This window comes from Streptomyces sp. NPDC046335 (assembly GCF_055587985.1).
This window is the reverse complement of the sequence record NZ_JBVJFF010000011.1, coordinates 18,209-39,814: the sequence shown is the minus strand read 5'-3', so window position 1 is coordinate 39,814 and position 21,606 is coordinate 18,209. Positions and strand designations below refer to the sequence as shown.

Here is a 21,606-nt window from a genome sequence, read left to right as displayed (position 1 = left end):
CGGGTCCTCTTCACGGTTCTCCTCGGTCACGGCGTGCGCTCCGCCGTCGCGGGCGCCGCCGTGGGCTGCGCCGGAAGCGGGGCGCCCGCGTGTACGCAGGCCGCGCGGTGGTGCGGGCCCGCGTCCCGCAGCGCCTGGTCCTCCGTGGAGCAGGAGTCCAGGGCGACCGGGCAGCGCGGATGGAAGGTGCACCCCGTGGGGAGCGCGGAGGGGTCGGGCGGATCACCGGGCAGGCCGCGCGGCGCGAACCGCGACGCCGGGTCACCGATCCGCGGGAAGGCCGCCGACAGCGCCTTGCCGTAGGGGTGCCGGGCATGCTCGTACACCTCGGTGGCCGGGCCCTCCTCGACGACACGGCCCGCGTACATCACCGCGAGCCGGTCGCAGGTGTCGGAGAGCACGGCGAGGTCGTGGCTGATCATCATCAGGCCCAGATCCTGCTCGGCCACGAGCTGCTCGATCAGCCGGAGGATCTGCGCCTGGATCATCACGTCCAGCGCGGTGGTCGGCTCGTCCGCGATGATCAGCCGGGGTTCGCAGGCGAGCGCCATCGCGATCATCACGCGCTGCCGCTGGCCGCCGGAGAGCTCGTGCGGATACGCCTCGGCGCGCGCGGCGGGCAGTCCCACGTGTTCGAGCAGCTCACCGACCTTCTTCTCGGCGCCGGCCCGGGTCGCCTTCCTGTGCAGCAGGATCGGCTCGGCGATCTGGTCGCCGACGCGGTGCACCGCGTTCAGCGAGTGCATCGCGCCCTGGAAGACGATCGAGGCACCGGCCCAGCGCACCGCGCGGACCCGCCCCCACTTCATGGCGAGGACGTCCTCGCCGTCGAGCAGGATCTGCCCCGACACCTTGGTGCCCGCGGGGAGCAGCCGCAGCAGGGCGAGGGCGAGCGTGGACTTGCCGCAGCCCGACTCGCCGGCCACGCCGAGCTTCTGCCCCGCCTCGACGTGGAGGTTCACGCCACGGACGGCGGCGGCGCCGTTCGCGTACGTCACTTCGAGGTCGCGCACGTCGAGCAGTCGTCGCTCGGTTGTCTGTACGTCGTTCAACGGGTGGCCCCCAGCCTGGGGTTGAGCACGGATTCCACGGCGCGGCCGCACAGGGTGAACGCCAGCGCGACGAGGGCGATGGCGAGGCCGGGCGGGGCGAGGTACCACCAGTGCCCGGCGCTGACCGCGCCCGCCTCGCGCGCGTCCTGGAGCAGGCCGCCCCACGACACGCTCGTCGGGTCGCCGAGGCCGAGGAAGGCGAGCGTGGCCTCGGTGAGGATGGCGCCGGAGATGACCAGCGTGGTCTGCGCGAGGACGAGCGGCATGACGTTGGGCAGCACGTGGCGGGCCATGATGTGGCCGTGGCCGCCGCCGAGTGCCTGCGCGCGCTCGATGTAGGGCCGCGACTCCACGGCGAGCGTCTGCGCCCTGACCAGGCGTGCCGTGGTCGGCCATGTCGTCACGCCGATCGCCAGGATGATCGTCCAGATGGAGCGGGACATCACCGAGGCGAGGGCGATGGCGAGCACCAGCGTCGGCATCACGAGGAACCAGTCGGTGACGCGCATGATGACGGTGGCGTACCAGCCCTTGAAGTGCCCCGCGGTGATCCCCACCAGGGTGCCGATGGCCACCGAAAGGACCGCGGCGAGCAGCCCCACGGAGAGAGAGATGCGGGCGCCCCACACGAGCAGGCCGAGCAGATCGCGCCCGAACTGGTCGGTGCCGAGCGGGAACTCCCCGCTCGGCGCCTCCATCGGCTTGCCCGGGGCGTCGGTCACGCTCTGCGCGTCCGAGCCGACGAGCAGCGGCGCGAAGACGGCGGCGAGGGCGATCAGGACCAGCGCGGCCAGGCCGACGAGCCCGGCCCGGTGTGTGCGGTACTCCCGCCAGAAGCGGGTCATGGAGTGCCGCCTGCGGGCCCGGGCGAGTGCGCGCGCGCTCTTGCCGGGGGCGGCGGGCGTGGCCGGGGCGGCCGAGGTCGGAGGAGTGGATTCGGCGGATTCGGTCGTCATCGGCCCACCCGGGGATCGAGCAGCGGATAGATCACGTCGGCCAGGGTGTTCATGAGGATGACCGTGGTGGAGAACACGAAGAAGAGCCCCTGCACGAGTGGCAGATCGGGCACGCTCAACGCCGAGTAGAAGAGACCGCCGAGGCCCGGCCAGGAGAAGACGGTCTCGACGAGGATCGCGCCCGCCACCACCGTGCCGAGGTTGACGAACATCAGGGTGACGGTCGGCAGCATCGCGTTCGGCACGGCGTGCCGGCGGCGTACGAGATCGTCGCGGAGCCCCTTGGCGCGCGCGGTCGTCAGATAGTCGCTGCCCATCTCGTCGAGCAGCGAGGAGCGCATGACGAGGAGCGTCTGCGCGTACCCGACGGCGACCAGCGTGATCACCGGAAGCACCATGTGGTGCGCGACGTCGATGACGTACGCGAAGCCGGTCTCGCCGCCCGACTCCAGGCCGCCGGTCGGGAACATCCCGGGAATCGGCCCGATCCCCACCGCGAAGGTGATGATCAGCAGCAGGCCGAGCCAGAACGACGGCACGGAGTACAGCGTCAGGGCGAGCCCGGTGTTGAAGCGGTCGCCCAGCTTGCCGTTGCGCCAGGCGGTGCGCGTGCCGAGCCAGATGCCGATGATCGTGTAGAGGACGTACGCCGTTCCGGTGAGCAGCAGCGTCGCGGGCAGCGCTTCGGTGATCTTGTCCATCACGGGCGCGTGGAACTGGTAGGACGTGCCGAAGTCGCCGGTCAGGACGTTGCCCGTGTAGTCGAAGAACTGGGCCATGACCGGCTTGTCGAGGCCGAACTCCTTGCGCATCGCGGCGAGCTGTTCGGCCGAGACGCGCTTGCCGCCCGTCATCTGCTTGACGGGGTCGCCGGGGATCAGCCGGAACAGGAAGAAGCTGGTGACGAGGACGGCGAACAGCGACACGACCGCGCCGCCGATCTTGCCCGCCACATAGAGGAGGTAGGCCCGGGTGTCGCGGCTCCGGGGCCCGCGGGCCGACGGCGCCCCGGCCGGAGCCAGGTCGCCGGCGGCGCCGGGGCCGCCCGGGCCCTCGGTGTCGAGCAGTGCGGGATTGCTGTCAGCGGTCATGCGTTACTCGCGGTCCTCTGCGGTCGAACGGCGGCGCAGGGCGAACAGGACTCCGCCGCCCACGAGCACCACCGCGGCAGCGGCGATACCGATGATGACACCGGTCGAGCTGCCGTCCTTGGAGGAACTCTTCCCATCCGCGGGCACGGCGGACCACCAGCTCCAATATCCGTCCTGACCGTAGATGTTGCCCGCGGCCGTCGGCATGGTGGTGATGGACTTGATCTGGTCGGTGCGGTAGGCCTCGACGGCGTTCGGGTACGCGAGGACGTTCATGTACCCGGAGTCGTACAGCCACGACTGCATCTGCTTGACGATGTCGGCACGCTTGCCCGGGTCGTACTCGGCGAGCTGCTTGTCGTACAGGTCGTCGAACTTCTTGTCACAGATGAAGTTGTCCGTGGCGGCGCTCTCCTTGGCCTTCACCGGCAGCGCGGCGCAGGTGTGGATGCCGAGCACGAAGTCGGGGTCGGGGTTGACGGACCATCCGTCGAAGGCGAGGTCGTACTCACCCGCGTACCAGGGCACGGACACGTCGTCGAGGCACTCGACCTCGAGCCCGATCCCCAGATCCCCCCACCACTCCTTCAGGTACTTGCCCACGGCCTTGTCGTTGGGGTCCGTGGCGTGGCAGAGGATTCGGAAGTCCAGCGGCTTGCCGTCCTTGCCGACGCGCTTGCCGTCACCGTTCTTCTTGTAGCCCGCCTCGTCGAGGAGCCGGGCGGCCTTCTTCGGGTCGTACGCCATCTGCTGCTCGCCGCTCGGCTGCCAGGCGTACTCGGAGAAGCGCGGCGGGATGTAGCCCGCGCCCTCCACGGCGTGCCCCTGGAACACCTTGTCGACGATGGCCTCGCGGTCCACGGAGAGGAAGAGCGCCTGGCGCACCTTCTTGTCCAGGAGGGCCGGGTGCCCGTCACCGAACTTCTCGCCGTCGCGGGTCTTGGCCCCCGGGTTGGTGGCGAGGGCGAAGAAGCGCCGGCCAGGACCCTCGTTGACCTTGATGTTCTCCTCGTTCTTGAGCGAGTCGGCCTGCGCGGGCGTGAGCGCGGGCTGCCCTGCCACGAACGACACCTCACCCTTGCGGAGGGCGGAGACGGCCGCGTCCTGGTCCTTGTACGTCTTGAAGACCAGCTCGTCGAACTTGGGCGCGCCGCGCCAGAAGTCCTTATTGGCCTTCAGCCGCACGTACTGGTCGACCTTGTAGTCCGTCAGGATGAACGGCCCGTTGCCGACGACCGGGAAGTCCTTGTCGTTGTTGAACTTCGAGATGTCGTCGACCTTCTCCCAGACGTGCTTGGGAACGATCGGCACATCCAGGGCGGCCATGGTGGCCTGCGGCTTCTTCAGCTCGATGACCAGCTTGGTGGGGCTGGGCGCGGTCACCTTCTTGAAGTTGGTGACGAAGTTCGAGTTCGCGGTGGCGGTGCCCTCCTTGGACATCACCTTGTTGAACGTCCATGCCGCGTCCTCGGCGGTGGCGGGCTTGCCGTCCGACCACTTGGAGTCGTCCCGGATGGTGTACGTCCACGTCAGCTTGTCGGCGGAGGGCTTCCAGTCAGTGGCGAACCCATCGATCGCACGGTTGTTCTTCGCGTCGTAGTTCGTCAGGTACTCGTAGGTGAGGCGGTGCAGGCTGGTGCTGAGCAGCCGCTGGGCGAGGAACGGGCTGAGCGAGTCGACGCTCTGCGCCACGGCGACGGTGAGGACCTTCTTGCCGTCGTCGGCCTTGGCCTCGGCCTGCTGCGGGGCGAGATTGAGCGGCGTGGCGAGACCGGCCGTAAGGGTGAACGCGGCGGCACCCCCGGCGAGCACGAGCCTCAGACGGCCGCGGGGCCGGGGGGCGTGCGCGGTCGCTTCCGTCACTGCTGTTCTGCCGTGCTGATCTTGTGTGTCCATGGGTCGTGACCTCGCGTCATCGCTCGCGCAGGAATGGCTGGTTGAACTGGTTGAACGCTGGTTGATCAAGGAACGTCAGCTGGTTGCTGTGTGTTTACCAGCGCCGGTCAGCACACGTCAACGGCAGGTGAACCCCATGTGGCCTGCGGAAATAACGACTTGACGGCAACTTCACCCGCATTGGTCAAGACCTCTGACGCGGGGCTGGTGAGGGGGTGACGGCTGGGGGAGCAGCAGGTGGGCGGCTTCGGGAGCCGTGGGGTTCGGCCGGACGGCGGAACGCACGGTGGAACGCACGGCGGGCCCGCGCCGAGAAACGGCACGGGCCCGCTGAGGTGAGATACGGAACGCTGCTGCTACTACTGCTGGGGAGGCGGTGCCTGCCAGCCTTGCGGCTGCTGGGGGTAGCCCTGCGGAGGTTGCTGTTGGGGCTGTTGGGGCTGCTGGGGGGCATACGGCTGAGGCTGAGGCTGTCCCGGGTAAGGCGCCCCACCATGCTGCGGCGGCTGCGGTTGCCCCTGTACCTGCCCCTGCCCCGGCATGGGCGGAGCCACCCGCGGCGGCGGATTCCCGTCCGAGGTCCAGAGCCCCTGCTGCTGCTGGGCCCGTACGAAGTCCTCGGCCACCATCGCCGAGAGGTTGAAGTACGCCTCCCGCACCTTCGGCCGCATCATGTCGAGATCGACCTCCGCGCCGGCGGCGAGGTGCTCGTCGAAGGGAACGACGACAACCCCCCGGCACCGCGTCTCGAAGTGCGACACGATGTCGTCCACCTTGATCATCTTGCCGGTCTCCCGCACCCCGGAGATGACGGTGATGGACCGCGAGACGAGATCCGCGTACCCGTGCGCGGACAGCCAGTCGAGCGTCGTGGACGCGCTGCTGGCCCCGTCCACCGAGGGCGTGGAGATGATGATCAGCTGATCGGCGAGATCGAGGACCCCGCGCATGGCGCTGTAGAGCAGCCCCGTACCCGAGTCCGTCAGGATGATCGGGTACTGCTTCCCGAGCACGTCGATGGCGCGCCGGTAGTCCTCGTCGTTGAACGTGGTCGACACGGCGGGATCGACGTCGTTGGCGATGATCTCAAGACCGGACGCGGCCTGCGAGGTGAACCGCCGGATGTCCATGTACGAGTTGAGATACGGGATCGCCTGGACCAGGTCACGAATGGTGGCCCCGGTCTCACGCCGCACGCGCCGCCCGAGCGTGCCGGCGTCGGGATTGGCGTCGATGGCGAGGATCTTGTCCTGCCGCTCGGTGGCGAGGGTGGACCCCAGCGCGGTGGTGGTGGTCGTCTTGCCGACGCCGCCCTTGAGGCTGATCACGGCGATCCGGTAGCAGGACAGCACCGGCGTCCGGATCAGCTCCAGCTTCCGCTGCCGCTCGGCCTCTTCCTTCTTGCCGCCGAGCTTGAAGCGGCCACCCCCGGAGGAGCGGCTGCTCTTGGCCTTCGGCTTGGTGTTGCGCAGCAGCCGGTCGGAGGACAGCTCGACGGCAGCGGTGTACCCCAGCGGAGCCCCGGGATTGGTCCGCTCCCGCTGATCATGCTGAACGGCCTGCGGCCAGGCGGCGCCGGTACGGGGGTCTATGGGGGGCTGGGGCTGTCCCTGGACGGGGGGCTGGGGTTGGCCCTGCGGCTGCGGTTGCCCCTGGAGGGGCGGCTGCGGCTGACCCTGAGCGGGCGGCTGGCCCTGGGGGGCTTGGGGCTGCTGGGCGTGCGGCTGCTGCTGTGCCTGCGGAGCCGGCGGCTGCTGCGGGAACCCGTAACCACCTGCCTGTACGGGGGCGTCGCCCGCGCCCGTCTGCTGCGGAAACCCATAACCGGCCTGAGGCGCGGGCGCGGGGGCAGGCGCGGCGGCCCCCGCCTGCGGAAACCCGTAACCCTGCGGTACTTGGCCCTGGGGCGTGTGCCATCCCCCGGGCACCGGCGGCTGGGGCGTCTGAGGCGTCTGGGGCTGTACGGGCGGCTGCGGCAACGGCTGGGCCTGCGCAGGCACGGCCGGTGCCGGTGCCGGTGCCGGTGCCGGGGGAGCCTGCTCCGGCCTAGGCGTGAGTGGCGTCTGTGGCTGCACGGGCTGGGGCGCGACCGGGGGAGCGGCCTGAACGGGCGGCTCGGCCTGGACCGGCGGCTCCGGCTGCGCGGCCTGTGTCGGCGCGGGCCACTGCGGCGCGGCAATCGGAGCCGCGGGCTGATAGGCGGGCGGCAACGGCGGAAGCCCACCACTCTGCGACGCGACCGGCGGCGAAGCCCAAGAGGCAGGCGCGGAGTCCTGCACGTCGCTGTCGCCATTACCGTCACGACCGCTGTCACCGGAGTCACCGACCGTGGCAGCGGCAGCAGCAGGCACGGCATCCCCAGAAGCAACGGCTCCGGAGGACTGGGCTTCGACGGGCTTCGCGGGCTCGACGGGCTCAGCAGCGGGCTTCACTTCGGCGGCGGAACGCTCCTCGATCTCCCGCTTCAGCGCACGCGCGGAGAACCGCATGGTGGCGCCACTCTCAAGGTCACCACCACCCAGGCTCTCCGCGACGGGCGCGGCAGCGGCCTCGGGCTCTGACTGCGGCTCGGAAGCGGACGCAGGCTGCGCTTCCTCGGCACCGGCAGCTTCCTCGGCGCCACCCTCCGCGTCATCCTCAGCTTTGGCCTCGGCCAGTGCATCGACCTCGTTCTTCGGTACGACACCGGTCACGTGTACGGAAGCGGCGGGCCCGGCAAGAGCGGAGCTCCAGTCAGTGATCGCACCTCCAGACGCAGACGCAGACGCAGACGCAGACTCAGCAGCAGACGCAGGTGTAGCCGTAGAGGTACCCGCGGACGAAGTGTCCGCGGACGTACCCGCAGAAGCAGAGCCGTCCCGCTCCTGCCCCTCACCACCCCGATCCGCAGGCTCGAACCCGCTCCCCACGGGAAGCTTGGGCACTGCACCAGAAACTCCCTCGGCAGCGGACTCGGCAGGCGCAACGGGCTCCGCACCGACCGGCGGAACCGGCCCGGTGGGCGGAGCCAACGGAGCGGGCGGCATGGCGAACGATGGTAGGGGCGCCGGCTGCGGCACGGGAGCGGGCTCAGCGGCCGGCTCAGCCGCGGATGGAGTGAACGGAGCGGAGGCGGGCGGCTCAGCGGAGGGCGGCGGTGTGGTGACCGGCGGCGTGGAGACCGGCGGAGCCGAAGGCGTCTCCCCGGCACTGCCCGAAGCGTTCTGCGTGTACCAGGCGGGCGGCGCGTAGTCGATGGTGAACTCGCCCGTGGTCTCGGCAGCGGACTCCGCGTCGGACTGATCATCGACGGGTGAGTCCCAGCCCCCGCGGATCTCGTCCCGATCGCTGTTCACAATGCCTCCTGATGTGGTCGAGCACCCTCGTGCCGTGGTGGGGGGCGACCGTTCCTGTCGTCCGATCCGCCTGGCTCTCCCCGTTGCAGACGCGCACCACCCGTTCGAGGGTTCTGGCGACGCGCACTGTCCCAGCCTAATCACCAAAACCACCAGCACGGCAGGGCAGTCCACCCCACCAATGCTGTCCATCGCGTCACGCCCCACCCAGGAGCGATCCACGTACATCAAACCGGGACGGACATATCCCTCAATGGCCGACACCACGCCCCGAATTGCCCGACGCCTCCGCCAGGTCAGTCCATCCGCCGAGCGGTACCCAACAATCCGGTCTCGGCATCGGTGGCCCGCGTCATCACGTACTGCCGGTCACGATCGGCACACCACAACGTCACCCCGTCGGCAAGCGTCGGCAGCGAATCGACATCTCCCGCCGGCAGCCCCAGCAACCGCCCGGTCTGCACCGCCTCATCGGGCGACACCCGCTGCACGCCCACCAGCCGCGCCTGCCTGACGAGCCGAGGAGCGACGGGACTCAGATAGGGCAGCACCGTCAGCACGGACTGCCAGGGAGCGGAGACGACCCGCCCCCGAGGCGGCCGCATCCCGCAGTCCCGCACGACGAGCACGGGACTCCCCGCGGAAGCCCCCTGCGGCGGCACCCGCCCCACGTCATGCGCGGCCATGCCACTCGGCCCCACCCCGAGCGCCTGCACCAACCGCGCCCACGCCCCGGCCCGCCCGGTCTCCACCGCCACCCGTGCCCCGGTCGCAGCGGCCCGCAACGCGATGACCTGCGCCGTCCACAGTCCGCCGATGAGGAGGATGTCGTACGGCGTGGGGCGATTGACGCCGAGCGTCGCGGGGCTGCCCTGGGCGTCCACGCCGATCACAACCCCGTCGTCACCGATCGGCAGCGCCAGCGCGTCCACCTGCTCGGGGGAGAGCGCGTGTCTGCCGTGTCGAGGACCGATCAGCCCGAATCCGCCCCGCAGGGCAGCGGTGAACGGTCCCCTGGCCGGGTCACCCGGGGAACCCGTGACCGGAGGAGTCGAGACAGCCATCAACGAGCACCCCCGAGCGGCAGCGTCGCCAGCATCCCCGGCAACTGTTCGCGGTCCAGCCGTACCAGCCCCGTCCCGGCCTGACGGGCAGCCTGCTCCAAAGACCGCCGCGCGGCGACCAGTTCGGCATCCCCGCGGCCCGTCACCCGCAGATGACCGCGCAAGGCGATCTCCTGCCGTGCGCCGCGTCCGAGCGTGAGGCTGAAGGTCGTGGTCAGCGCCGGAACCGCGGTGAGAAGGGCTACGACCTGCGGCAGCGCAGGTCCCCCGGGCCCTCCCAACTGCGGCCAGCGCGCCACCCAATAGGTGGTGTGGCGCCGGTTGTCACACCGCCAAGCGCGCGGGGACTCCTCGGTCCTGCGCTCCGGTACCCCGGCCCGGCCGGCCTGAGCCGTCACCAGGGGATTGGCACAGGCGGAGGTCGCGATGGCGGAGGCCACCTCTTCCTCGTTCAGGACGGTCACGTGAAAGCCCGCTCCTGTGAGTCGACTCGCGAGTTGGTCCGCGACACGCACCACGCACTTCTGTGCACCGGCCAGACCGCCTCCGCGCGCCGCCACGGCCTCGGGGCAGAGTTCCGGGTCGAGTTTGAGGGCGATCCAGGTGATCCGCACCGCGGGTGCCCCCGTGAGGGCCTGCAGCGGTGCGTAGTTGCTGACGGCCAGGGACTGTTGCGGAAGGTGCAGCGCGGGGGCGGGCTGGGTGTGCAGAACGATCTGGGCGGACTCGAGCCGGATGCCGTCCACTTCCAGTGCGTCCCGCACCAGGTTCACCGGCAGCGGCTGCCTTCCGCGGTCGGCCCGCAGGGCGGTCACGTCCGATTCCACCTGCAACATCGCGGTCACGAACGTCCCGTCGCCGATCATTCCGACCTCGCGACGGTCGCGGCCGCTGTAGGCGTACGTACGGAGGGCAGGGTCACACTCGACCGCCGGGGCGAAAGCGGGGTCGGTGCCCGGCGGTACCGATCTCTCCGCGACACCGCGTTGCCGGGCTTTCAACGCCCGTGCAGTGCCCAGCCATTCGTGCAACGGGCGCCCACGGCGACGTACGACGGCCAACAGCACCAACACCGCGGCGACCACGGATGCCGGGGCGAGAGCCAGTGGACCGATGATCCAGGCCGCGACGAGCAGAGCGGCGGCGAGCTCCAGCAGAACGAGTCGCAACAGGCGAAACGAACCCAACTGGCTTGCCGCCGACCGCAGGTGGAGCGTGGCCGCGGGCCCGGGAATCCCTGACGTATCCGGCGAGCCGTCGCCAACCCGTGTCGGCGTCCGAGTGGCGGACTCCGTACGTCTTCCCGTCCGCCTGCGCGACGCTGAAGCCACCAGCCCAACCCCCGTAATTCTCCCGAACCGCCTTTTTGCGCAAGGCGCTTGGGCCTCAGAAACCTCACCCAGCCCGCACGTGCGATTACTCAACAGGCATAGTAGGGGCCCGGCCCCACAACGGAGAGCGCGGGCATGGGCACGGCCCGCCACCGCACGGGGAGCAGCAGCCACTCAGGTCGCTCACGGGGAGAACCAGACACGCATGGCATCACGACGGGACGAACTCAACGCGTACATCTTCGCGAAGCGCCGCACGCTGGCCGCGTTCATCCAGCCCTCACCCTCGGGCTCGGAGGAAGGAGCGCCTCGCCCCCTGCGTGCGGTGGTGCCCGGCCTCATCGTCGCGGTGCTCGTCCTGGCGGTCTTCGGCGCGTGGGGGATGTTCCGGCCGGCGGCCAAACCTGGCTGGGACAAGCCCAAGGAACACGTCATCATCGCGAGCGACTCGACGACCCGTTACGTCGTCCTGAAGACCCACGGCAAATCCCAACTGCACCCGGTCCTCAACATGGCGTCGGCGAAGCTCCTTCTCGACTCCGGCAAGGGCGAGGTCATCAACGTCGACGAGTCCGTGCTCGACAAGGGCACGATCCCGCACGGCGCCACCATCGGCATCCCGTACGCCCCCGACCGGCTGCCCTCGGCATCGGAGGCCGGCTCCGCCAAACGCTGGGCGGTCTGTGAACGCCCGGTCGAGGGTGGCAGCAGCATGCAGAAAGCGGCGTTCGTACTCGGGGAGCGTGACCGGAACAGGACCGAGGGCCATGAACGGCTGCGAGGCGGCGAGCTGTTGTACGTCGTGGGCCCGGACAAGACACGCTACGTGGTCGACGCCCACGGCAGGGCGTACCGGATTTCGGAGAGGGAGGAGCGTGGGCTCCTGCTGCGCATCCTCGTGGGGTCCGGGCGTGAACCGCAGCGGGTCTCCGGACAGTGGCTCGACACTCTGCTTCCCCGAGACGCGATCGCCTTCCCCGAGATCGACGGCCCTCCGGGTGCGGATGCGAAGGTGCCGGGCCTGCAGGACCACGCGGCAGACAAGGTCGGCATGATCCTCAAAGCGACGGACGGCGAAAAGCCCCAGCACTATGTGGTTCTTCCCGGGCGGATCGCCCCGGTCTCCGACTTCACCGCGAAACTCCTCCTCAGCAGCCCCGACCTGGTCACCCTCGGACAGAACGGCCGGGCCCGGCAACTGAGCGCCGCGGCCTTCAGCCCCGGGACGAAGGAGTTCGGGGCGGAGTACAGATGGCCGCGTGAGGAGCCGAGGACCGCCAACGAAGCATCCACCACGCGCGGCAGCCGCAACACCGTGTGCAACGTCCTGCGCGACGTCGACGCCGACGACGGCGCGACGACTCTCAGCACCTGGGCAGGCACCGAATTCCCGGCACCGCTTCCGACCGGCTCGTCCAGCGCGTACGTCACGCCGGGCTCGGGCCAGCTCTACCGGCAGTTCCTCGGCTCCGAGACGAAGGCCGGCGGCGTCTTCCTGGTCACCGACACGGGCCTCCGGTACGCGATGCAGTCCAACAGCGACAGCGCGACCGACGACGCGGGCATCGGCACCTCCGCGAAGCAGCGCAAGCAGCAACAGCAGGAGGCGCAACAGGCCCAGACACGCCTCGGATACGGGGACACGGACGTGACCCCGATCCCAGCGGCCTGGTCCAAGTTCCTGCCCACCGGGCCGCGACTGTCGACGGCCGCGGCACGACAGCCGCAGGGCTCCTGAGGCGTGAGGGGACGTTGACATGACGAACGGTTCCGTTGCGTTCTCGCGCGGCACGAGAAGGGCGGCCGGGGCAGTCACGGCTGCCCTGACCCTCGCAGTGGCGACGCCGACGCCGGCCGACGCCAATCCGTCGTCGTCCGGACAGTGCACGTTCCCCTCCAAGCCCTACGAGGGGCGCCCCTGGTCCCTGCAACGGGTGCTCCTGGACGAACTGTGGCTCCAGTCAACGGGCAAGGGGGTGCGCGTAGCGGTGATCGACACCGGTGTGGACACCAAGAACCCGCAGTTGAAGCCCGCCGTGGACGCGTCCCGTGGCCGCAACTTCCTCCCCGCCAAGGACGACAAGGGAGAGAAGATCGAACGAGGCAAGGCGAACGGTACGACGGACGGGGTCGGTCACGGCACCCGCGTCGCGGGCATCATCGCGGCACGCCCCGCCAAGGGCACCGGATTCGTGGGCCTCGCCCCGGGCGCGACGATCATCCCGATCACGCAGAACGACGCGGAGGGCCACGGCACGGCGGCCACCCTCGCGAAGGCCATCGACCACGCGGTCGACGCCGACGCGGACGTCATCAACATCTCCCAGGACACCGCGAACGCGGCGGAGCCCGCACCGGAGCTGAAGCGGGCAGTGGACAGGGCGCTCGACCAGCGGCGGGTGGTGGTCGCCTCGGCGGGCAACGACGGCCTGGGCGGCAACATCAAGAAGACCTACCCCGCGTCCTACGACGGCGTGCTCGCGGTGGCGGCCTCGGACCGCAACAACGAACGAGCCGCCTTCTCCCAGTCCGGCGACTTCGTCGACGTGGCGGCCCCTGGTGTCGACATGATCTCCACGGTCCCGGGCGGCGGCCACTGCGCCGACAGCGGCACGAGCTTCGCGGCCCCGTACGTCACAGGCCTGGCCGCCCTCATCAAATCCAAGCACCCCACCTGGACTCCACGTCAGATCACGGCCCAGATCCAACAAACAGCGGAACGCTCGGCACCCGGCCACGACCGCCTGGTGGGCTGGGGCGTGGCGGACCCGGTGCGCGCATTGACGGAGGACGACCACCCGATCCAGACGCCTACCCCCGGGGAAGGCCTCACCCGGGCGGAAGCTCCCACTCCCGCGAAACTCCACCTGGGTGAGACAGCGGAAGAGCGCACGGCACGTATCGCGACGTATGCGGCGGTGGGGGCGGTGGTGCTCGTGGCGGGGCTCGGTGGAACGGGGGTGGCTGTGCGGGACGCGCGACGCCGACGGGCGCGGGAACGTCGACGCGAGGAAAGCTGAAGACCTCAGTACTGGTCGACTCTTTCGCCTTCGGGTACCTGGTAGCAGCCTGAGATGACTCGCACGGCCAACTTGGGAGGGCTGTCCTTTGCGTAGTACGTGACGTGGACGCTGAACTTTTTCTTGTCATTGTCGGCAGTGAGGTTCAGATTCCTGTTCGCGCTGGTGTCGCGCTCGTACTCCACGACCTTCCACCCATTCTTGGGTAGTTCCTCCCTGAGGTGCTTCATCACATGGTCAAGCCCCTTGGGGGATTCCGGCGTGAAGCTCCAGGGATGCAGCATGCGAAAAAACCTCTCGGGGCCCTTACCTCCGCCGCATCGAGTCACACCCGGGCCAGGCTCCGAAACTCGCCCCTTGATGTTGATCATGTCAAGGATGTCGCTGGATACCTTCTTCGTTTCAGTTCGTGCGACGTCAATGCTCCGCGTGCCGGAAGAGGGGGTGGAGTCATTGGTTCCGTTTGAATCATACATGCCGCATCCCGTAAGTAAGGCAGAAGTGAGGGACAGTAGAAGCGCTCCGACCCGCGTTTCATTCTTCAAAGTCTACGTTCTCCGTCCGGCCTACCACGACTTGGGCTTGGTTCTGGAGACTGGTGCTCTCGCTTTTCCAGTAATCGCTGTGTCCATGTGTATCCGTGGTCATCTGATTCGCCCCGAAGGAGTCGTCGCTGGGGATGATCCATACGCCGCCGCCCAGATTAAACTGACTTCCGCCGTGCCCATATCGGCCGATGTCCGGGACCGGGTCACCTTGCGCCTCCTGGTTCCAGACATGTCCCCTGGGAACATCCATCTCAGAGGCTGAACCGACCAGCACTCCCGGACTACCTGCGAGTATTACGTCGTCTGTACTGAGGTCGCCCTGCTGGGCCGCAGAGCCGATCAGTGTGGTGCCGTATGAGTGCCCGATGACGGTTCGATGGCCCTCCGAATCGGCGGTGCGCGAGGCGTCGAGTCCGTCCAGAAAATGATTGAAGGTCGGTGCCCCGTCGTCCGCGTAGTGCTTGAACGGCGAATCCGTGACCATGTTTTGCGGGGCGTCGTATCCGAGCCACGTGAGAGTGGAGACGGATTCCCCTTCGCTGACCGCGTTGGCTTCCCTCCACAGATTCGTCATGCGGTCAATGCCTCCACCAATCGTCCCCAGGTTCGAGGTCGTGCCGGGAACGTAGACAGCTGTGTGATCAGCAGTGTCCGGATTACCTGTGGCGATGATCGCGCGGCCATTTCCTTCCGCGTTGAAACCGAGCAGGTAGGCTTCAGGGAGTCCTTCGACCCCAGCGGAGTTGAAACGGTCCTGGATTTTCTGCATTCCCTGGAGCGAATTTTCAAGATGCTCTTTTCGCTCGCCGTACTTTTGGTGCCAGTCCATCCACTCATCGCTGTGAATCATGCCCACACGGCCGCCGCCGTTGACCCACTTATTAGTGGGCTCCGGCGGAATGGCCTTGAGTGCCACCTCGTACTGGCCCTGCTTCTCCGCCAGCACCATGCGATTGGCCTCGTCGCGGACATCTGCCGGTAGGCCGTCCAAGGATCCGACAGAGGCAGGCTGGACAGCGACGTAATCCGCCCGCTCCTCCGAGGTGAGATTCTTCCACCACTTCGCGTTCTCCTGGGGTGTACCGTCCTTGGGGGGGCCTCCAAGCGCGTCCAGATACTCTTTCGCCCCCGCCCGAACCCCATGCATGTCGGCCTGCGCGTCGGACCAGTCCCGAGCGGATACGAAGAGATCATCGTCGGCCTTGAGTGCCCGCAGTTTCGGAGCCCACTTCTCGTCGGCTTCTGTCGCCTCCCGGATGGCGGCGGCGATGCGGTCGGCGTACTCCTGGGCGCGAGCATAGTTCGGGTTGGGATCGAATCCGGCGGCCTGGCGATTTAGTCCGGCTGCCGTTTTGTCGGTCGTGCCGCTCGCTGTCCCACCTGGGGGTCGTTCGCCCTCGGTCTCCTTACCGGCTGACGGATATCCGACCGAACCGTCAGGGTTCACGGTGAATTTATCCGCTTGGGCAGCCTCAACGGCAGCGTCGAGTTTCCTCTTGGCCGCGGCGAGGTCGTATGCGAAACCGTTTAGAGCCGTCCCGATTAAGCCGCACTCGACCTGGGTGTAGTGGAAATTCTCTGCCAGCTTGGACACGTGTTTGAGGGCTTCCCTGGCCGACGCCCCTTCCAAAGACTTCCGCATGCCGGCAGTGACTTGTTTTTCGAGGTGGCCCTTGGCCGCACTTGCCATGTCGCTGGTCGCGCGATAGCCGTCCGCTGCGTTCTCGAACTTGGCGGGAATGAGGGATCTGAGTGTCTTGTAATCCATTGTTGGCTGTCACTGCCCTTTCGCCTGGCCACCCGTGGCCGGCGTATCCCTGTATGCGACGGACAAACTCGCGAGCTGAGCTTCGACTGCCTCGTCGGTCTTATACTGATGACGGCCCACCTGCTCCAGCAATTTCTGGAGGGAGCCGCATCTGCGACTCATGTCCTTGACGTACCGTTCCCACGAATCGTGGACGTCCTGCTGAGCTGCCGCACTAAGGCACTGAGGGGCCTGACCGAGACCCTTCTGGCCCTCTTCCAGTTCCGCCAACACCTTGCTGATGTTCTCCCGCAGCGAGCCGACCCCTTCCCCGGCTCTGCTCCACGCGGCCTTGCTGGACTTGAGCCCGGTCGAGCCACCGCTGTCCCAGCCGCCTCCACCGCCGGCACCAGGGTCAGCGCTGCCCTGGTCAGCCGGAGCCTGGTTGAGCTGCATCTGTGCGGGGTGACGCTCGGACGCGTTGGCTTTGAGCTGCTCCCACTCATCCCACGCCATGCGTGGTCTCCCTCCTTCGAGTGTGCCGCCCGGGGCTAATGCGTCCCGGTGATCAGCTCCGCTGGTACCTGAACGCCCGTGATCGTAGCGGCAGTTGCCCTTGGCCGACTGAGTAGAGGTACTCAGACGTGTTGAGTAAGGAGTGCGTCGCTTCGCGGTCGCGGTGGTGGCATTGTGCATGCCGTGGTCGACGGTGAGGGTTGGTATGAGTTGCGCAAGCGACGTGCGAGGGACCGACCGGCGAGCTCGCGACCATGGCTTGAAGTGGGTGCCTCGGTGCCAAGTCGTGGGCCTGCTGATGCACATGCACGGGCCTGCGAGGGCCAGCAGTGGCTGAGTTTCAACTGTGCGCACAAATAGCGGGGTTGGGAGTCTCACCGTGTGTGACTAGAGTGACACGGGCGCGATAAGTGACCACCAGCCGCGCCGCGATCACGAGTTGGTCGGGCAGGCAGGTAACGGGGAGGGAAGGCCTAGTGCTTCCTACGGACGGGCACGGGGGCACTGCGCCGTCTTCAGGCGCCGATGTCAAGCGAGGGCTGGAAGCGTTGAAGACGTTCCGGCGGCGCATCAACACGCTTCTTGCAGAGTTCGAAGATTCGGCCGGCAGTTCGTCGAAGGTCGGTGCGCAGAAAGTCTTTCGGGCGTCCTTCAGCGGTGCCGGCAGCGCCTTCCCTGAGGCCGACGCGCTGTACAAGCAGTACGACCAGGTCCACGAGCGGCTGACCTCGCTCTCCAAGATGCTGGGTGACCAGATCGACGCCATGGGGATCGCGGTGCACGGCGCCGACGTCGGCTTCGACAACCTCGAGGAAGACCTGCGGCAGCGCTTCTGGACGATCCAGACCCGGGTCGGCCGTCAGGAGATGCCGGACGGGCACGAACGAAACGGCAAACCTGACGCACAGGGCGGCCACGGCAGCGACAAGTCCGATGCAGGGTGGTCCTAGTGGGCTTCGAAGGACACCGTCTCAACGACATGATCGATCTGGTCGACCAGGCCAAACCAGAGGACCTGGAGAGCGCCGGCAAGGCGCTGCAGGGGGCGCGGAACGCGATCGCCGCTGCTGCCCGGGAACTCGGACAGCACATCGACCGGGTCGACTGGGAGGGGGAGGCGGGCGAGGCATTCCGCAAGTGGGGCAAGAATCTGGTCAAGGACACGCACAAGCTGTCCGACTTCGCTGCTGCCGCGAGCGCACACATGGAGTCGGCTGGTGCGGGGTTGGCGTCGGTGCGTGGCTCCATGCCGCCCCGGGACACTCGAGTCGATCCGAAGTCCATGGAGGACATCCCGGTCCCGAAGCGGGTTGAGGGGAACGAGGAGTACGACGCGGCAGTCAAGACGGAGAAGCACCGTCAAGAGGCGATCAACCAGATGAACCGGCTGGCGTCGTTCTACCTGGTGTCGAGGGAGGGGATGGCGAGCCAGGAGCCGCCTACGTTCTCGGCGATGCCTGAGGTCGGGGTGCCAGAGCCGGTACCGGGCGGAGATCCCGTGTCGCCCGGTGAGGGAGCGGGTGGGCTGTCCGCTGCCGCAACTGCCCACAATGCTCAAGCGGGCCCGCCTGATCGCCACGCGGACTTGGCGGCCCCAGGAGGCAACGGCTCGCCCGACGGCCCCTCGTCTCACGGCTCCTCGACGCCCCGGCTCGACGGGCACGGCCCAATCATCACTCCGGATCGAGCGGTGGGTACGGAGATCGACAGTGTTCAAAGCCTGCCTCCGCAGACCACTGCCCCAGTGCCTGGGCCTCCGTCTCCGAGTCTCGGCCCAACACCTCACGACACAGCACCAGTTCTGCCCTTTGGTGGCGGTCGTTCCACCCCAAGACTCGGTGACTTCACCGCACGTGCCCCCGGCCCCGCTGCGACCTCGAAGCAGGTGCCCTCTGCTCAAGGACGCACGGGACCGCCCGGACCGGGAAGAACCTACGACAGTACGGGGCGTGGGCCGGCGGTGCCTAACGGTCGTCCTTCCCCCATCAGCCCGACTGCGCAGGGGCGCAGCGTCAGTAACCCGACGTCCTCCGGGCAACCACCTATGGGTCGCAGCATCACGGGCGGTACTCCGCGACGTCTCGGCGAACCGGGTCCGCGGCCCGGCATCCCGAATGCGACCGGCGCCAAGCCGGCCCAGGGTGTAGTCGGTGGTCGGCCCAGCCCAGGACCAGTGCCTGGCGCTGGTGGCTCGCGCACCACGAGCGGCAGCGTCGGTCAGCGAGGACTCGCGGGCATGGGTCCTCAGGGCAACGGTGCCAAAGGGCAGGCTTCGCGCCGGATCGGCAACACCCAAGGCGGCGTGGTCGGCACTCCCAAGCCCCGCGAGCGGACCTCAGGAACTCGTAGAAGCGGATTCACCACTGGAGGTGCCGGCCTGGTGCGAAACACCAGTGGTGATCAGCGGCGCTCCGCTCAGGAAGACGAGCAGGCGCCGAGGTCCGCTGAGGTCATCGAGGGCCAAGAGATGGATCTGTCCAGGCGGCGCCAAGTGCCACCAGTGATCGACTAATCGTGGGCGAGGAAGTGCAGGGCATGGAGTCGGGACCTGACCGACGTGGCAGGCAGAGCACCACGAGGACGAACCGTAAGCGGAGAAGATTCACCGTTATCGGACCTTTGGCCGCTGTGATGCCGCTTTTGCTCGTGGGGCCGGCACCGAATGCGGCTGCCGACGATGTGCGGTCGAAGCAGTGGTATCTGGATGCAATGGAAGCGGAGAACCTGTGGAAGGCCAGCACCGGTGAAGGCGTCAGAGTGGCCGTCATCGACACAGGAGTTTCCGGAACGCCTTCCCTCCAGGGGCGCGTGAAGTCGGGCAAGGATTTCGCTGGACTGTCCGGCGGACCGTTGGACGACTACAACAGCCATGGGACCACGATGGCGGAGCTCATCGCGGGGTCCGGTCAGGAGGGGCTGAAGGGTTTGGCTCCCGGAGCCGAGGTCATCTCCTTCCGGGTTGGCCTTGGCGAAAAATTCAAGAACAAGAAGACGAGTGGCATTCCGGAGGCCATTCGAGCGGCGGCCGACAGCGATGCTCAGATCATCAGCATGTCTTTCACTGGCAAATTTCTGCTGCCCAGTGAAAAGAAGGCCGTGGACTACGCTCGATCAAAGGGTAAATTGATGTTCGCAGGTGTCGGAAATGACGCGGGGAAGGAGAATTTCATCGGCTACCCCGCTGCGTACCCGAACGTGATCGGGGTGTCCGCCGCGGACAAGAATGGCAAGGTAGCCAAGTTCTCCGAATTCGGAGAGTACGTCGACCTCGCCGCCCCCGGCCTCGACATCCCCCGCTGGTGCGACAAGACCTTCCGTTCCTACTGCGACGAAGGCGGCGGCGGTACCAGCGCCGCCACTGCCATCGCCTCCGCCTCCGCCGCCCTCGTCTGGTCCAAGCACCCCGACTGGACCGCCAATCAGGTCCTCCGTGTCCTCATCGACACAGCCGGCCGCGACTGGCCGAAGGACGAGCCCAGCGACTATCTCGGCTATGGGCTGATCCGGCCGGCCCGCAATGTCGTCAAGGGCCAAGGGAAGCCCGGGCCCGCGGACGTCGACCCCATCACCAACAAGAAGACCGTCGGTGCCGGTTCCGACGGCGGTGGCTCGACGCCTGACGCCTCCGAGCCCGCCGCGCCCACGCAACCCGCGAAGAAGGCGGCCCCGGACGGGAAAAAGGCTTCCGCCGCCGAGCGGTCCCCAAAAGATGACGACGGCGGCAGCCTTCTGTGGCCGATCCTGGGCGGCCTCGCCGCAGTCCTGGTGATCGGCGGTGGCGCCTTCGCCACGACGCGCACTCGACGCCGCACCTGAACCGGGCAGGAGCACGACCTCTCGGCCTGATCACGCTCCGAACCCATCCCACCCATCCCACCCATCCCAACGACAGTTCACGAAGGGAGCCCAGCCGTGGCTGAAGGCCAGAAGTTGAACAACCAGCAAGTGGCGCTTCTGAAGAAAGAGATCGTGGGCAAGTACGACTCGGTCCAGAAGCAGCTCAAGCGTCTCCAGGGCACGCTCGACATGATGGAAGGCAACTGGCGGGGCATCGGAGCGCATGCTTTCGACAGGAAGCAGACCGAGATCAACGAGCACATGAGGGCGGTCGGAAACATCCTGGTCGACTTCCTCGAGGGCATCAGCGGCAACGAGAAGCTCACGGACGGGCTCGAGGACCAGGTCCGGTCGACCATGGACAGCATCGACGTCCAGTACGGCGCACAGAAATCGGCGATCAACAGCTACTGAACCACTGAGGCCTTCGGGGAACGGGTTCCCCACACCTACTGAGAGACGGGGCAGGCATGGCAAACGTGCACTTGGATGAGCTCGCGGTCAAATACGGCGGCCTTGACGCCATCACCACCGAACTCGGCATCCAGGCCAGGCAGTTGGAAGCCGACCTCGCGGACATCAAGCGCGCTGTGGCCAAGGTGGCCGAGGGCTGGGAGGGCGAGGCCCACACGGCGTATGTCGCGAAGCAGAAGGAATGGGACAAGCACGTCGACGCCATTCACCGGGCGCTCGTCGACATCGGACAGAAGGTCGGCCAGGCCGGTGGTGACTACCGGGGCGGCGACCTGAAGGGTGCCAGCTACTTCCAGTGAGCCCGGACCGGTGCATGGCGTAGACGAAACGGGGTGGACGCGCGCGGGAGGCGTCCACCCCTAGCGCGGGAGGCGTCCACCCCGTCCTATGCGTGACCAGTACGCGGCGTCACGTCACTCGGCCGCCGCGACCCCGCCATTGCGCACAGTAGGCTCCAGGTCGAATTCCCCGTCCCGCGCGCCCAGGACGAACGCCCGCCATTCCGCCGCCGTGTACCGCAGCACGGTCTCCGGATCCAGTGACGACCGCATGGCCACGGCGCCCTCGGGCAGGTACGCGATCTCCACCCGCTCCTCGTGCTCCTCGGTGCCCGGCGCGTGGTGCCACTCGATGCCGGAGATGTCGAGGGCGTAGAGCTCCTCCTTCTCGCGTTCCTTGCGAGCCTTTTCCTGCGCCGCTTTGTCGGGTGCATCGGCCATGGCGGAGGGTCCTTTCACAA

At 67.9% G+C, this 21,606-nt stretch carries 17 protein-coding genes; 6 read left to right on the top strand and 11 right to left on the bottom strand.

The genetic code is table 11. The features are described from left to right. Positions 1 to 26 precede the first annotated feature (26 nt). The 7 genes from ACZ6JY_RS26260 to eccE all read right to left on the bottom strand — a co-directional run bounded on the left by ACZ6JY_RS26260 (position 27) and on the right by eccE (position 10,629). Positions 27 to 1,052 carry an ABC transporter ATP-binding protein gene (locus tag ACZ6JY_RS26260; RefSeq protein ID WP_469199485.1) on the bottom strand — a complete coding sequence of 342 codons (1,026 nt, stop codon included), beginning with the start codon at positions 1,050 to 1,052 and terminating at the stop codon, positions 27 to 29. Beyond that, positions 1,049 to 2,008, bottom strand: coding sequence for an ABC transporter permease (locus ACZ6JY_RS26255; protein WP_469199483.1), 960 nt, complete (start codon positions 2,006 to 2,008; stop codon positions 1,049 to 1,051). Before ACZ6JY_RS26255 ends, ACZ6JY_RS26260 begins: the two co-directional genes overlap by 4 nt. After that, the gene (locus tag ACZ6JY_RS26250; protein WP_469199481.1) at positions 2,005 to 3,099 is read right to left on the bottom strand and encodes an ABC transporter permease; all 1,095 of its coding nucleotides are present in this window, start codon (positions 3,097 to 3,099) and stop codon (positions 2,005 to 2,007) included. The genes ACZ6JY_RS26255 and ACZ6JY_RS26250 overlap by 4 nt, the downstream gene beginning before the upstream one ends. Before the next feature lie 3 nt (positions 3,100 to 3,102). Beyond that, positions 3,103 to 4,995 (bottom strand): ABC transporter substrate-binding protein, encoded by a 1,893-nt coding sequence (locus ACZ6JY_RS26245; RefSeq protein WP_469199479.1) that lies wholly within the window; start codon positions 4,993 to 4,995, stop codon positions 3,103 to 3,105. Between the two features lie 359 nt (positions 4,996 to 5,354). Continuing rightward, positions 5,355 to 8,330, bottom strand: a complete 2,976-nt coding sequence (locus ACZ6JY_RS26240; protein WP_469199477.1) for an SCO5717 family growth-regulating ATPase — start codon at positions 8,328 to 8,330, stop codon at positions 5,355 to 5,357. 296 nt (positions 8,331 to 8,626) lie between these two features. Continuing rightward, a complete protein-coding gene (locus ACZ6JY_RS26235) occupies positions 8,627 to 9,394 on the bottom strand; it encodes a hypothetical protein (protein WP_469199475.1) in 768 nt (255 codons plus the stop codon). Beyond that, positions 9,394 to 10,629: a type VII secretion protein EccE gene (gene eccE / locus ACZ6JY_RS26230; RefSeq protein WP_469200096.1), complete on the bottom strand. Its 1,236-nt coding sequence runs from the start codon at positions 10,627 to 10,629 to the stop codon at positions 9,394 to 9,396. Before eccE ends, ACZ6JY_RS26235 begins: the two co-directional genes overlap by 1 nt. A gap of 301 nt (positions 10,630 to 10,930) precedes the next feature. On the opposite strand from eccE, the gene eccB reads away from it, so the two are divergent. Then, positions 10,931 to 12,463: a type VII secretion protein EccB gene (eccB, locus tag ACZ6JY_RS26225; RefSeq protein WP_469199473.1), complete on the top strand. Its 1,533-nt coding sequence runs from the start codon at positions 10,931 to 10,933 to the stop codon at positions 12,461 to 12,463. 19 nt (positions 12,464 to 12,482) lie between these two features. Next, a complete protein-coding gene (gene mycP, locus ACZ6JY_RS26220) occupies positions 12,483 to 13,745 on the top strand; it encodes a type VII secretion-associated serine protease mycosin (protein WP_469199471.1) in 1,263 nt (420 codons plus the stop codon). A 5-nt stretch (positions 13,746 to 13,750) separates the two neighbouring features. Here the strand turns inward: mycP and ACZ6JY_RS26215 are convergent, their stop codons facing one another. The 3 genes from ACZ6JY_RS26215 to ACZ6JY_RS26205 are packed head-to-tail and all read right to left on the bottom strand — an operon-like array spanning position 13,751 to position 16,556. After that, entirely contained in the window at positions 13,751 to 14,221 is a 471-nt protein-coding gene (locus ACZ6JY_RS26215) for a hypothetical protein (protein ID WP_469199469.1), read from the bottom strand. Between the two features lie 58 nt (positions 14,222 to 14,279). Further along, on the bottom strand, positions 14,280 to 16,061 hold the full coding sequence (locus ACZ6JY_RS26210) for an alpha/beta hydrolase (protein WP_469199467.1): 1,782 nt from the start codon (positions 16,059 to 16,061) through the stop codon (positions 14,280 to 14,282). Between the two features lie 9 nt (positions 16,062 to 16,070). Further along, positions 16,071 to 16,556, bottom strand: a complete 486-nt coding sequence (locus ACZ6JY_RS26205; protein WP_469199465.1) for a hypothetical protein — start codon at positions 16,554 to 16,556, stop codon at positions 16,071 to 16,073. Between the two features lie 548 nt (positions 16,557 to 17,104). Between ACZ6JY_RS26205 and ACZ6JY_RS26200 the strand changes: the two genes are divergently transcribed. The 4 genes from ACZ6JY_RS26200 to ACZ6JY_RS26185 all read left to right on the top strand — a co-directional run bounded on the left by ACZ6JY_RS26200 (position 17,105) and on the right by ACZ6JY_RS26185 (position 21,166). Then, positions 17,105 to 17,506 (top strand): hypothetical protein, encoded by a 402-nt coding sequence (locus ACZ6JY_RS26200; protein ID WP_469199463.1) that lies wholly within the window; start codon positions 17,105 to 17,107, stop codon positions 17,504 to 17,506. A 1,678-nt stretch (positions 17,507 to 19,184) separates the two neighbouring features. Next, on the top strand, positions 19,185 to 20,372 hold the full coding sequence (locus tag ACZ6JY_RS26195; protein WP_469200094.1) for a S8 family serine peptidase: 1,188 nt from the start codon (positions 19,185 to 19,187) through the stop codon (positions 20,370 to 20,372). 96 nt (positions 20,373 to 20,468) lie between these two features. Next, positions 20,469 to 20,807 carry a WXG100 family type VII secretion target gene (locus ACZ6JY_RS26190; protein ID WP_447040326.1) on the top strand — a complete coding sequence of 113 codons (339 nt, stop codon included), beginning with the start codon at positions 20,469 to 20,471 and terminating at the stop codon, positions 20,805 to 20,807. Between the two features lie 56 nt (positions 20,808 to 20,863). After that, on the top strand, positions 20,864 to 21,166 hold the full coding sequence (locus ACZ6JY_RS26185) for a WXG100 family type VII secretion target (RefSeq protein ID WP_469199460.1): 303 nt from the start codon (positions 20,864 to 20,866) through the stop codon (positions 21,164 to 21,166). Between the two features lie 114 nt (positions 21,167 to 21,280). Here the strand turns inward: ACZ6JY_RS26185 and ACZ6JY_RS26180 are convergent, their stop codons facing one another. Continuing rightward, entirely contained in the window at positions 21,281 to 21,586 is a 306-nt protein-coding gene (locus ACZ6JY_RS26180) for a DUF397 domain-containing protein (RefSeq protein ID WP_469199458.1), read from the bottom strand. Positions 21,587 to 21,606: the final 20 nt, after the last annotated feature.

Coding starts and splice junctions, on each gene's coding strand:
- ACZ6JY_RS26255 (WP_469199483.1), bottom strand. CDS start 2,008: ATGACGACCGAATCCGCCGAATCCACTCCTCCGACCTCGGCCGCCCCG.
- ACZ6JY_RS26250 (WP_469199481.1), bottom strand. CDS start 3,099: ATGACCGCTGACAGCAATCCCGCACTGCTCGACACCGAGGGCCCGGGC.
- ACZ6JY_RS26245 (WP_469199479.1), bottom strand. CDS start 4,995: ATGGACACACAAGATCAGCACGGCAGAACAGCAGTGACGGAAGCGACC.
- ACZ6JY_RS26235 (WP_469199475.1), bottom strand. CDS start 9,394: ATGGCTGTCTCGACTCCTCCGGTCACGGGTTCCCCGGGTGACCCGGCC.
- eccB (WP_469199473.1), top strand. CDS start 10,931: ATGGCATCACGACGGGACGAACTCAACGCGTACATCTTCGCGAAGCGC.
- mycP (WP_469199471.1), top strand. CDS start 12,483: ATGACGAACGGTTCCGTTGCGTTCTCGCGCGGCACGAGAAGGGCGGCC.
- ACZ6JY_RS26215 (WP_469199469.1), bottom strand. CDS start 14,221: ATGTATGATTCAAACGGAACCAATGACTCCACCCCCTCTTCCGGCACG.
- ACZ6JY_RS26210 (WP_469199467.1), bottom strand. CDS start 16,061: ATGGATTACAAGACACTCAGATCCCTCATTCCCGCCAAGTTCGAGAAC.
- ACZ6JY_RS26205 (WP_469199465.1), bottom strand. CDS start 16,556: ATGGCGTGGGATGAGTGGGAGCAGCTCAAAGCCAACGCGTCCGAGCGT.
- ACZ6JY_RS26185 (WP_469199460.1), top strand. CDS start 20,864: ATGGCAAACGTGCACTTGGATGAGCTCGCGGTCAAATACGGCGGCCTT.
- ACZ6JY_RS26180 (WP_469199458.1), bottom strand. CDS start 21,586: ATGGCCGATGCACCCGACAAAGCGGCGCAGGAAAAGGCTCGCAAGGAA.